Source organism: Aeromonas allosaccharophila (genome assembly GCF_016026615.1).
Lineage (GTDB): Bacteria > Pseudomonadota > Gammaproteobacteria > Enterobacterales > Aeromonadaceae > Aeromonas > Aeromonas allosaccharophila.
In genome coordinates this window covers 1,069,682-1,081,897 of record NZ_CP065745.1, presented here as the reverse complement: position 1 = coordinate 1,081,897, position 12,216 = coordinate 1,069,682, and the positions used below count along the sequence as shown (strand labels likewise).

The following is a 12,216-nucleotide window of genomic DNA, read 5'->3' as shown; positions in this document are numbered from 1 at the left end:
GCCTTCTGCTTTTCCACTATCCCGGATGCCTAGCGTTCACGCATCTCCATCCAGTTGTGCCCCTCGACCTGCCGGGGCTGATGGATGCCGCACGCCTCCAGCAACTCATCGACATAGGCGGGAACCAGCAGGGAGGCCGGGCCATAGCGCTTCTCGTCAAACTGGCTGCCCACCTCGCTCGGCTCGAGATTGAGCTCGATGGTGTGCGCACCGTTGAGGCCCGCCTCATGGACAAACCCGGCGGCCGGATAGACAGCGCCCGAGGTGCCGATGGAGATAAAGAGATCACACTGGGCCAACGCGCTGTAGATCCGATCCAGCCCGAGCGGCATCTCGCCAAACCAGACCACATGGGGGCGCATCTGCTGGGGAAACTGGCAGCAGGAGCAGAGCTCGTCCTGATGGAGATCGCCGCGCCACTCGATCACCTGACCGGACTCGGGACAGCGGGCCTTCAGCAGCTCGCCGTGCATATGGATGAGGTTCTTGCTGCCCGCGCTCTCATGCAGATTGTCGATGTTCTGGGTCACCAGGGTGACCGTGCCGGGCAGCAGCCGCTCGAGGCGAGCCAGCGCATAGTGCGCCGGATTGGGGTGAACCTGAGGTTGTTGCAGCTGTTTGCGGCGGGAGTTGTAAAAGCGCAGCACCAGATCGGGATCCCGGGCATATCCCTCGGGGGTCGCCACATCCTCGACCCTGTGCTCTTCCCACAAACCATCGCAGGCACGAAAGGTCTTGATGCCGGATTCCGCCGATATCCCCGCTCCGGTCAGGATCACGATATGTTTATATGACTGCGCCATAAGCTGCTCCGTCTATCCCCGCACAATAAATGTGACCTTAGCACAGGGAAAAAAGTGTCACTATTCGCCCTTGGTCTTAAGCGCTACCGCTGACTGCACTGACAACCAGCCATCCAGTACCGACAGATCCAGCCTGACAAAGACCATCTCCCGCCCGGTCACCAGCGTCAGCGGCAAGCCAAGGCGCTTGAGCAGAGTCAGCATGGGACGATTCTGGGCCAAGACTTCGGCCGTCCACTCCCGAATGCCCTCGGCGCGCGCCAGCAGTGCCAGCGCCAGCAGAATGCGCCGCCCCGCCCCCTTGTGCTGAAAGTGATCTGCCACGATGCAGGAAAACTCCGCCCTATCGGGATGAAGACGGCGGCGGATCGATTGCGCCTGCGCCAGCGGCTCACCGGCGAGATCGGTCAGCAGCAGCGAGATCTGATGTTCGGGGTGGTAATTGAGAAATTGCGCGACCTGCTCCGGTAGCGGCGCCCGTTTCGGGCGCATAAAGCGCAGGTAGATGCTCTCTTCACTCAGTGCATCGTAAGCGGCCAGTATGCGGGCTGGTGTCACTCCGTGCAGCTCGCGCAGCAGGCAAGGCACATCGGATACCTGCATCGTCAATGGCAGCGCAGCCCGGGAAACCGGATGAGGCCAGCCATCCAGCCCTTTGCCAAGGCGCTCCCGATGCATGGGCCAGCAGAGGTAGCGCGCCATGGTTTACCAGCGCCCCGTGATACCGCGCTCTCGCCACAGGTCGACATCGAGCAGGTTGTAAGGGTCATCCAGATAGACGGCGATCCCCAGCTCCCTGACCCGGACCATAAAACGTCCCAGTAGGGAGTCACCGGTCAAGGACTCCATCTCCGGCAGGATCCCCTGCCCCAGTAGCAAGGCTTGCAGTGGCAAACGCTCCAGCAGATCGAAGGGCAGATGTTGGCTGTTGTCGAGCAACAGCGCCAGCTTGCTCCCCGCCAGACTGGCTTGCAGCACCAGTGCGAAGCGGTCGGCATTGCCGAGCAGGTGATCACGCCGGTGGATCAGCAAGGTCAATTCTGATGGCGCACGCGACTGCTCCGCCAGCCACTCCTTGAGGGCATCCCAGCGGCTGGGCAAGCCCGTCACCGCCAGCCAGACCGGATGTGGAGTCGCGGGGCTGGAGAGCAGACCAAGCTGGCCCAGTACCTCCCCCTGCCAACTACGAATCGTGCGGCGCTGGCCACTCAAGCGCTGTTGACGCAGCGGCCCCAGATAGAGTCGGCGCAGCAACCTGAGCAACGCATCGCAGTCGAGGGGCTTGGCCAACGCCGCCAGAATATTGAAACCGGCATCGTGCAGCAGCCGACGGGCACCGTCGATCAGCGTCTGCTCATGGGCCGAGAGCAGCACGATAGGCAACCCCTCTTGCTGCAACCTGGGCTGGCTCATCAGCAGGCTGATGGCATCCTGCTCAACCAGACTGAGATCGCACACCAGCAGGCGAGTATCTTCCGCCGCCAGAGCGGCAAGGCAGGCCGCCTCATCCTGTACCCACTGGCAGGAGAGCCCCAGCGCGGCGATGGTTTGCTGCAACTGCATCCCCTGAAACGGGTGATCCTCGAGCAGCACTATCTTGTTGGCCGCCAGCCAGCAGCACCAGTCACGGTAACTGGCCGCGAGCCCTCCCAACCAATCCTCGCCGATGGCATAAATGCCCTGATGCGACTGCATTTGGGGAAAATAGTCCGCCTGCTGATGAGCGGCGGGATCGTAAAGCGCGATGGCGCCGGCCGCAAACAGCCCTTCCCACTGCCAGCAGGCATCCGGTTGGGTGCGGTGCAACGTCACATAGGAGGGTAGTGTCGTGGCGCTGGCCAGTGCATGAGAGACGCCATCGAGGGCATAGAGCACGATGGGGCAAAATCCTGCCGCCTCGTGCTCTTCCGCATCGAGCAACGCCAGTAATTCTTCATCAGTGATGATCATCTTGAGCCCTCTTTGAAAACTGCTGGCTGAACTCATCCAATGCCCGGTTCAATCTGGCTTGCAGCGCCGGATGGGGCGCTTGCTGCCACTCTTCAATGACCGCCACCAACGCAGTCGCCCCTACCATTCTGGCGGCCCCCTTCAACTTGTGTAAAGCAGCATTCACGCCAACTTCATCTTCTTCTGCGCAACAGCGCTCAAGTTCGGCCAAATCATCACGGGTCGCCTTCAGATAAAGGGCGGCCAGTTCATCGGTCAGCAGCGAGACAACCGGTGTCGGGGCGACGATATTGCCTCCGGCTCTGGCGATGTGACGCAGCAAGGTCGCCAACTCCTTGAGGGCGACCGGCTTGTCCAGATGGCCATCGCAACCACAGGATTGCAGCTCATTGGCAGCCTGTTCACTGAGATCCGCGGTGATCACATAAACCGGCAGATGGGCCCAACGCGCAGATTGGCGCAACGCTCTGCACAGCTCGGCCCCGTTCATCACCGGCATCTGCAGATCGGTCAGCACAAAGTCCACCTCGTGCTGCGCCAGCAGATCCAGCGCCAACTGCCCGTTGGCGGCAGTGATGACGCTGGCACCGAGTTGCCCCAGTTGCAGGCTGATCAGCTCGAGATTGACATCGTGATCTTCCACCAACAGGACCCGCATGCCAAGCCCGGGCTGGGTACCGGCGACCGGCTGTTCAGGGGTTAATCGCGGTTGCAGCAGGGTAATGATGGTGCCAGGTACCCAGGACTCCCCCTGCCAGGCCCAATAGTAGAGGCCCTGTTCGTCCACCTCCGCTTGCAGCGTATCCACGGCGTTGCTGACGGTGGCGATCCCCAAGCGGCTGAGCCAGGGTGAAAGCGCCTGTGCCTCATCGTGAGGTAAAGAGAGCGCCAGTTGCCGCACTCTGGGCTGCCACTCCGGCTCCTGCGCCACCCGTTTGAGGGGTAACTCGCAGAAGAAGCGGCTGCCGCCACCGACGCGCCCCTCGACATCGATAAGGCCGCCCATCTGCTCGATCAGCTGCTTGCAGATCGCCAGACCAAGGCCGGTGCCTGGTGCCCGCAGTTGCCCTTCAACGGCAAACTGTTCGAATGGCATAAAGAGCGTGGGGCGCATCCTGGCAGTGATCCCCGGTCCCTGATCATCGACCCCGAAGCGCAGGATCGCGTCTGCCAGCTCGGCCCACAGCACCACCTCCCCACGCTGGCTGAACTTGATGGCATTGGAGAGCAGATTGTGAAGCACTTGCCGTACCCGGTGAGGGTCGAGGGTCTGCAAGGCAGGCAGCGCCGGATCCAGCTGCAAGCGCAGTTGCAATCCCTTGGCCCGCGCCTTGGTCCAGTGCACCGCCGCCACGTGCTCGCACAGCTCGGCAAAATCGGTAGGCTGGGGTGAGAGGGAGAGTTGACGGCTTTCATTGCGGCTAAAATCGAGCACATCGTTGAGCAGGCCGAGCAGCTCGTCCCCCGCCTGCCGTACCCGTGCCAGTGCAGACCCTTGTTCCTGTGACAACGGCGTCGTGGCCAACCACTCAAGCAGGCCGAGAATGGCATTCATCGGCGTGCGGATCTCGTGACTGATGGCGGCCAAGAAACGGCCCTTGGCCTGCACCGCCTGCTGCGCCTGCTCATGAGAGTGCTGCAGTGCCTGATCCTGCTCGACCCGGGCGGTGGCATCCTGCATCACCGCATAGATCCGCCACCCCTGCGGCTGACTGCGGCCACGGCCATAGAGCTGCAACCAGCGCACACCCTTGGTGGGATGGTGGTAACGCAGGGTGAATGCGAAGGGTTTGCCTGCCTGCAACATGGCGAACATCTCGCGCCGCACCCGGCTGCGGTCCTCCCGCTCCAGCATAGCGAGCACCCGTTTGGGCTCACGGCGGATCTGCTGGCTCGCCAGCCCCAGCAGCTCGTAACAGCCGCGGCTGATAAACTCGATGGCCCCCACCCGCCCCCGCTCGAACATAAACTGCAGCACCACGCCGGGCACGGTATTGGTCAGGGCGCGCAGACGGCGCTCTGCCTGACGCAGGAAACGGGCCTGCTCACGCAGCACGCTGATATCCGACAGGGCGATGAGATCGGTAGCGGGCGCCTGCTTGTCCAGCCGCAGCGGATGCTGGGCATAGGCGAAGACCTGATCCCCCAGCACCAGCTCCCCTTCGCTCTTCTGGGGCTGTACCGGCGGCAACATCAGCTGTTGCGAGTAACGCAGGGCCAGACGTCGCCCCTGCTTATTGGATTTGATCACCTTGCCCTCACTGTTGCGCAGATAGACGGGCACCGGCAGCGCCTGAAACATGGTTTCACGCAGCTCACTCTCGATGGCCAGCGCCTTCTCGGCGGCGTGACGCTGGGCCACCTCCCGAGCCAGTTGCTGGCGAGAACGCCAGATCCCGCCGATGACGATACCGCTGATCAGCAGTGCCATGGCGATGGAGCCAAACCAGGCGGCGTAGCTCACGCCGGGCTGCTGTACGACGAGCAAGCGACGCCAACGCTGGTTCAGCTCATCGATCTGGGTGCTGGTCAGGGCCATCAGGTTGCGATCCATCACCCCTGCCAACTCGGTCTGGCCTTTGTTGATGGCAAAGCCCAGGCCGAAGCGATCCTCCAGCTCCTCGATATCGAGCCCTTCCAGCAGGTTGGTGCGCTGGGGATATTGCAGCTGATAAAGCTCGCTTAGCATGGCGTCAGCCTTGCCCTGTTTGATCTCCGCAAGCCCCTGCTCGAGGCCGTCGGTGCGAAGCCACTCCTGATCACCGAGCAAGGCGAGCAGGGAGGGATCGTAGAGGGATTCCGGCACCAGAATGCGCTGGCGCTTGAGCTGGGTGATGTGATCGGCAACCACCTTGCGTTTGCTGATCAAGGCAAACCGGTTGATGGAGATCGTCCGGCTGAAGATGAATTCATCGGTCAGTGCGGGGGATTCCGGTAAACCGGCCATCATGTCAGCCTCACCGCGGCGCAGCTTTTCTATCGCCTCGGCCTTGCTGGCGGCAGCCACCAACTGGTATTTCAGGCCGGTCTCCTGGGTGACCCAGCGCAGCACATCCGCACTCCACCCTTTCGCCTCCCCCAGCTCATTGACGCCGCTATAGGGCATCAACTCGGGATTGACCACCAGACGGACGGTGCGCCCCCGGCCAGAGAGCCAGGCCTGTTCGGTATCGCTGAAGTGCAACTGGTTGACATAGAGCGATCCCTGATCGAGATAGCGACCCAGATCGGCATAGAGACTGCCGGCAGGCATGTAGCGGATAGCGGTATCGATCAGACGGGCCAGTTCCGGTTCGCCACGCATCATCAAGCGATAACTGACCACCCGCTCATCCCCCAGCAACCGGCGCAATCGCAAGCCATCGGCGGGAAATTCGCGCATCAGATAACGCAGTTGCAGGTAGTCACCCAGATAGGCATTTCCTTTGCCGCTCTCCAGCGCCGAATAGAGATCCTCTCCCTTCGGCAGTTGCCTGATCACCGCATTCGGGTAGAGCGCCCTGAGCATCCTGCCAGAGCTGGTAGCAGCCGGAACCAGAAAGGTTGCATGTTCGAGATCACCACGGTAGAGAATGGCGGCATCCGTCTCCATCATCGCCCGGCTGACCAGCATATCGGGCAACACGGTCGAGATCGGACCAACATGAGGGACTATGTCGCAGTGGCCTTGCAGCAGCGCATCGCGCACCGCTTGCCAGTCGGGCAGTTCGTGTACCTTGAGCGGGACTGGCAGCACGGCGGCCAGCTTGGCGATCCGATCCTTGAGCAGCCCTCCCCCCGCTAACAAATAAGGGGGTGGAAGGGTGGCGGGATAACAGATCTCCAGCTGGGTGATGGAGTCGACATAGGCCTGAATCGCCGGCGCCAGCGGCAACACGGTGGTCTGCAATCTCGTGGACTGCGGCGGCTTGGCTTGCAACGGCATGACCAGCACTGTGGTCAGAAGCAGAAGGGGAATTTTTGTCATCTGAAAACAAAAGCCAGGCATCTGCCTGGCTTTTTATCACTCGTTGGGTTCAACATTTTCTACCCTGGCCTTGAGCTTCTGGCCAGGCCGGAAGGTCACCACGCGACGGGCGCTGATAGGAATATCCTCGCCCGTCTTGGGGTTACGTCCGGGACGCTGATTCTTCTCACGAAGGTCAAAGTTACCGAAGCCTGAAATCTTGACTTGTTCACCACGCTCTAGCGCCTGTCGGATTTCCTCAAAGAAGGCTTCCACCATATCTTTGGCTTCACGCTTGCTCATCCCGAGTTGGGTGAACAGGTGCTCTGCAATGTCGGCTTTGGTAAGCGCCATAGATCAATCCCTCAAGGATGCATTCAACTCTTCACCAAGGGCCCGCACGACATTGTCTACGGTCTCGGCAATCTCTTTCTCCTCCAGGGTGCGCTGGGTATCTTGCAATACAAGACTGATGGCCAGGCTCTTCTTGTCCTCTGCCATACCAGCACCCTGGTATACGTCAAACAAGTTTATTCCAACTACCTGATTTCCGCCAACTTTTTTAATTACCGCAAGCACATCACCTGCCAGAACCTGACGATCGACCACGACGGCGATGTCACGACGGTTCGCAGGGAACTTGGAAACTTCGGCTGCCACCGGCACCTTGGCCGGGGTCAGCTTGTCCAGCTCCAGTTCAAACATCACCGCGCGGCTCTTGAGGCCCAGCTTCTTCTCGAGGCTCGGGTGGATCACGCCGATGTGGCCGATGACCTCGCCATTACGCAGGATGGCTGCGCTCTGGCCCGGGTGCAGGGCGCTGTGCTCGGTGCGCTCGAAGGTAAAGGTGGCCCCTTCGGCGGTCAAGTCCAGCACCGCTTCCAGATCCCCTTTCAAATCAAAGAAGTCGGCTGCGCGGGTCTTGATGTCCCAGTGCTCGTCGCTCTGGTTGCCAGTGATGATACCGGCCAGCATCGGCTCCTGACGGATGCCGTTCTCGGCGCTTTCGTCCTTGATGAAACGCAGACCCTGCTCGAACAGGCGCACGCGCGGCTGCTGGCGGTTCTGGTTGTAGACCACCGCCTGAACCAGACCTGGGAAGAGAGAGACGCGCATGGCGGACATCTCGACCGAAATCGGGTTGGGCAGCACAATGGCATCGCTCTGCGGGAACAGGGTTTGCTGGGTCTTGGGATCGACGAAGCTGTAGGTGATCGCTTCCTGGAAACCGCGGTCAACCAGCAGGTCACGCACCCGCTTCAGGGTCACCTGCCCTTCTGCCTGCTCAACCATCGCCAGAGAGGCGGCGGGTTTGAGGTTCGGGATGTTGTTGTAGCCGTAGATGCGGGCCACTTCCTCGATGAGGTCTTCCTCGATGGCGATATCAAAACGCCAGGAGGGTGCCAGAGCAGTCCAACCGTCAGCATCCACAGTGACCTGCATGCCGAGACGGGTCAGGATCTCGACCACTTGAGCGTCAGCCACGCTGATACCGATCACCTTGTCGAGTTTGGCACGACGCAGCTTGATGGGTGCCGCTTTCGGCAGATGGGCATCGGATTTGACCTCGATGACCGGACCGGCTTCGCCGCCACAGATATCCAGCAGCAAACGGGTGGCACGATCCATCACCTTGGCTTGCAGCTCGGGATCAACCCCGCGCTCGAAACGGTGAGAGGAGTCGGTGTGCAAACCGTAAGCGCGAGCACGACCGGTGATGGAGAGTGGCGCGAAGAAGGCACACTCCAGCAGGATGTCGGTAGTGGTCTCGGAAACACCGGTGCGATTGCCACCGAAGATACCGGCCATGCAGGCAGGGCCTTTGGCATCGGCAATCACCAAAGTAGTCTCTTTGAGCTTCACTTCGTTGCCGTCGAGCAGGGTCATCGGCTCATCAGCGTGGGCGCGACGCACCACCAGTTCCCCTTCAATCGTCGCCAGATCGAAGGCGTGCATCGGCTGACCATATTCCAGCAGCAGGTAGTTGGTGATATCGACGATGGCGTCGATGGAGCGAATGCCGCCACGGCGCAGCTTCTCTTGCATCCAGAGCGGGCTCTGGGCCTTGAGGTTCAGCCCCTTGATGACGCGCCCCAGATAACGGGGGCAATCGGCTGGCGCCTCCACCCGGATCGGGAAGGTCGCATCGATGGTGGCAACAGCTGGCGCCCAGGTCGGCTCGACCACGTCCACGCTGTTGAGCACACCGATCTCACGGGCCAGACCGGCGATACCGAGGCAATCTGCACGGTTCGGGGTCAGATCCACGTCGATGGAGACATCGTTCAGATTGAGGTAGTCGCGAATATCGGTACCGATGGGGGCATCGGCCGGCAGCTCGATGATGCCATCGGCTTCGACGTCGATACCCAGCTCACTGAAAGAGCAGAGCATGCCGTGAGACGGCTGGCCACGCAGCTTGGCTTTCTTGATGGTGAAATCACCCGGCAGGGTCGCCCCTACTTTGGCCACGCACACTTTCAAGCCCTGACGGCAGTTCGGTGCGCCACAGACGATATCCAGCAGCTCGGCCTCGCCCACGTTGACCTTGGTCACCCGCAGCTTGTCGGCGTCCGGGTGCTGGGCGCACTCGACCACTTCACCCACCACCACATTGTTGAACTGGCCAGCCACCGCTTCCACGGCGTCCACTTCCAGACCGGCCATGGTGATCTGCTCGGCCAGTGCATTGTCACTCAACTCGGTGCGGACCCACTCCATCACCCAGGATTTACTGAATTTCATGTTCTCTCGCCCTTACTTGAACTGCTTGAGGAAGCGCAGGTCGTTTTCGAAGAAGGCACGCAGGTCGTTGACCCCGTAACGCAGCATGGTCAGGCGCTCAACGCCCATGCCGAAGGCAAAGCCGGAGTATTTTTCCGGATCGATACCAACCGAACGCAGTACGTTCGGGTGCACCATGCCGCAACCCAGCACTTCCAGCCACTTGCCGTTCTTGCCCATCACGTCCACTTCGGCGCTCGGCTCGGTGAACGGGAAGTAGGAAGGACGGAAGCGAATGGTCAGGTCTTCCTCGAAGTAGTTGCGCAGGAAGTCGTGCAGAATGCCCTTCAGCTCGGTAAAGCTGGCATGCTCGTCAACCAGCAGACCTTCAACCTGATGGAACATCGGGGTGTGGGTCATGTCGTAGTCGTTACGATAGACGCGGCCCGGTGCAATGATGCGGATCGGCGGCTGTTGCTGCTGCATGGTGCGGATCTGCACACCGGAGGTGTGGGTACGCAGCATCAGATCAGGATTGAAGTAGAAGGTATCGTGATCGGTACGCGCCGGATGGTGAGCCGGAATATTCAGCGCATCGAAGTTGTGGAAGCCATCTTCAATCTCGGGACCACGGGCCACCTTGAAGCCCATCTCGCCAAACAGGCGCTCGATGCGTTCAATGGTGCGGGTTACCGGGTGCAGACCACCATTCTCGATGCGGCGGCCCGGCAGGCTGACGTCGATGGTCTCGGCGGCCAGCTTCTGGTTCAGCACGGCGACTTCGAGCGCTTCACGACGCTCGTTCAGCGCATCCTGGACCTGCTGTTTGGCTTGGTTGATCACGGCGCCCGCAGCGGGACGCTCTTCGGCAGACAAGGCACCCAGGCCCTTCATCTGCTCGGTAAAAAAGCCTTTTTTACCCAGATATTTGACCCGGATTTCGTCGAGGGTAGCGATATCGCTCACGCCCTCAATTTCGGCTCTGGCTTGGCCGACTACTTCTTCAAGCTGTTGCATGTCTTCCTCGTCACCACTCCCGGTACAGGAGCCTTTAGGCTAAATAAGGTCAAGAGGGGAATAATACAAAAAAAGCCCCTTCGCTGACCATAGTTAAGGTGGGCTTTTCTCCCTACAAATCATTTTGTTATATCAAGCGAGTCTCATTGGCTCACTACCACTCTTGAAATAGTGGAACAAGCATCTAGTTTGTTGGCATATAAGACATTTGTAGAACAAGTCATCTCGCACATATCGTAACCGTTCACCGGGACGGTGTTGACAGCACCAACTCCTCCGGGAACGGGTAGTCGGTTTTCTCGATGCAGGACCTGACAACTGCCCTCAGCCACTCCTGCGGGCAGCGGCCCAATCGCTTGGCCGTCTCCACCAACGATAGGATACGCTGCCTGAACTGCTCGCCTCGATGCGACCAGACGCCATAGCTTCCCTTGCGCCACAGCACATAGCCACGCAGCGCCCGCTCCGCTTCATTGTTGGTCAGCGCTATCTCGTCGTTTTCCATAAAACGCCATAGCATCTCATCGTCCTTGAGCAGTAACTGGCAGCGCCCACGGTAGCGCTTGGAACACAGTACACTGCCCCGCTCCAGCTGCCTTCGCCAGCTTTGCCGACATCGCTGCAACCTTCGCTGGTACTGCTCCCGGCTTAAGCAGCCTTGTTCATAGCCATGCCGGGTTCTGAACACCGTGTCAGCCAGCAGTACCAGCCGGGCTCCGATAGGCTGGTTGACGGCGTCGCTACTCTCGGCAATCGCCGCCACGTTGCGCAGCACATGCGCCCAGCACAGTTGGCGCTGGGCGCTGTCGATGAAGCGGTATCCCGCATACTGGTCGGTCACCAGCACCCCATCAAGCTCACTGCCCAGCAACCGCTTCGCTGCCTCCTGACCGCGGCCAAACGCCGTCATGAAGCAGACCGCGACCTTGCTCAGGGCCAGCCACATCCAGCGTCGCTCACCGCCCCGCTGGTGCCGGGTTTCATCGGCATGGATGATGGCGGCAGACTGCACTTGCTGTTTGATGGCTTGGTGGGTCGGGGTGAGCATGGCGCTGACCCGGCCTTGCGCTTCACTGATGGCGCCTCGGCTAAAGCTCAAACCGAAGTGCTGCTTGAGCTGCTGCTGTATCTTGCTGATGCTCTGGTGGAACTGACCACTCTGCAAAGCGATATAGCTCAGCAGATTAGCCCCCATCTGGCTGTGGCTCACCGTATCGGGCAGGGCTGCTTCACTGGTGGTGACGCACCCACGGCAGGTGCCCCGATACAGCTGATGCTCTGTCACCACATAGCTGACCTCGGGCAGGTCAAACACCTGATGAACCCGGTAGGGCTTGTCATGGGACACCACCTGCTCACCACAGCAGGCGCACTGCCGGGCAGGATAGTGTGGTATTGCCGTCAGTCGGTCGTCCTCAGGATGACGTTCACGCCGCTGCCCCTTGTGGCCAGGCTGGGCACCACGAGCCTTGCCGGAAGCGGGGCGCTTGCGCGCAGGCGGGGTCCCCGAGCCATCAGTGGAGGGGGGCTTGGAGGAGTTATTGCTGTTTTGGTTGAGGCGGTCTTCAAGCTCGGCGATGCGCGCCATCAGCTTGTAAATCAGCTCGTTGGCTTGCTCGAGGGTCAGCGGCAGGCCGGGTGGTGGCGTAATGGGTTTGCTCATGACGTGATGGTGCCAAGCTGGCGGGATCAGGCAAGGGGCAACAGTGGATCAAGGGATGATCGTCTCACTTTTTCCTGTCAATGCCATCTGGGTGAACAGTTACCACATATCAC

General features: G+C 60.6%; 8 protein-coding genes. All 8 read right to left on the bottom strand.

Going from position 1 to position 12,216, the window contains the following annotated elements:
* Positions 1–29: 29 nt before the first annotated feature.
* Complete coding sequence (gene cobB, locus I6G90_RS04745) at positions 30–803, bottom strand: Sir2 family NAD+-dependent deacetylase (RefSeq protein WP_197929968.1); 774 nt, start codon at positions 801–803, stop codon at positions 30–32.
* A 60-nt stretch (positions 804–863) separates the two neighbouring features.
* A complete protein-coding gene (locus I6G90_RS04740) occupies positions 864–1,505 on the bottom strand; it encodes a GNAT family N-acetyltransferase (RefSeq protein WP_197929967.1) in 642 nt (213 codons plus the stop codon).
* Positions 1,506–1,508: 3 nt separating this feature from the next.
* Positions 1,509–2,753: a response regulator gene (locus I6G90_RS04735; protein ID WP_197929966.1), complete on the bottom strand. Its 1,245-nt coding sequence runs from the start codon at positions 2,751–2,753 to the stop codon at positions 1,509–1,511.
* Positions 2,740–6,741 carry a response regulator gene (locus tag I6G90_RS04730; RefSeq protein ID WP_197929965.1) on the bottom strand — a complete coding sequence of 1,334 codons (4,002 nt, stop codon included), beginning with the start codon at positions 6,739–6,741 and terminating at the stop codon, positions 2,740–2,742. Before I6G90_RS04730 ends, I6G90_RS04735 begins: the two co-directional genes overlap by 14 nt.
* Positions 6,742–6,756: 15 nt before the next feature.
* Positions 6,757–7,053 carry an integration host factor subunit alpha gene (gene ihfA / locus I6G90_RS04725; protein WP_005300715.1) on the bottom strand — a complete coding sequence of 99 codons (297 nt, stop codon included), beginning with the start codon at positions 7,051–7,053 and terminating at the stop codon, positions 6,757–6,759.
* 3 nt (positions 7,054–7,056) lie between these two features.
* Complete coding sequence (pheT, locus tag I6G90_RS04720; RefSeq protein WP_197929964.1) at positions 7,057–9,444, bottom strand: phenylalanine--tRNA ligase subunit beta; 2,388 nt, start codon at positions 9,442–9,444, stop codon at positions 7,057–7,059.
* A gap of 12 nt (positions 9,445–9,456) precedes the next feature.
* Complete coding sequence (gene pheS, locus I6G90_RS04715) at positions 9,457–10,440, bottom strand: phenylalanine--tRNA ligase subunit alpha (RefSeq protein WP_005351972.1); 984 nt, start codon at positions 10,438–10,440, stop codon at positions 9,457–9,459.
* 244 nt (positions 10,441–10,684) lie between these two features.
* Entirely contained in the window at positions 10,685–12,103 is a 1,419-nt protein-coding gene (locus I6G90_RS04710; RefSeq protein WP_004576012.1) for an IS66-like element ISAs21 family transposase, read from the bottom strand.
* Between the last annotated feature and the right edge of the window lie 113 nt (positions 12,104–12,216).

Bases quoted from the DNA above. Each gene is read 5' to 3' on its own strand.
- cobB (WP_197929968.1), bottom strand. From the start codon at position 803: ATGGCGCAGTCATATAAACATATCGTGATCCTGACCGGAGCGGGGATA.
- I6G90_RS04740 (WP_197929967.1), bottom strand. From the start codon at position 1,505: ATGGCGCGCTACCTCTGCTGGCCCATGCATCGGGAGCGCCTTGGCAAA.
- I6G90_RS04735 (WP_197929966.1), bottom strand. From the start codon at position 2,753: ATGATCATCACTGATGAAGAATTACTGGCGTTGCTCGATGCGGAAGAG.
- I6G90_RS04730 (WP_197929965.1), bottom strand. From the start codon at position 6,741: ATGCCTGGCTTTTGTTTTCAGATGACAAAAATTCCCCTTCTGCTTCTG.
- ihfA (WP_005300715.1), bottom strand. From the start codon at position 7,053: ATGGCGCTTACCAAAGCCGACATTGCAGAGCACCTGTTCACCCAACTC.
- pheT (WP_197929964.1), bottom strand. From the start codon at position 9,444: ATGAAATTCAGTAAATCCTGGGTGATGGAGTGGGTCCGCACCGAGTTG.
- pheS (WP_005351972.1), bottom strand. From the start codon at position 10,440: ATGCAACAGCTTGAAGAAGTAGTCGGCCAAGCCAGAGCCGAAATTGAG.
- I6G90_RS04710 (WP_004576012.1), bottom strand. From the start codon at position 12,103: ATGAGCAAACCCATTACGCCACCACCCGGCCTGCCGCTGACCCTCGAG.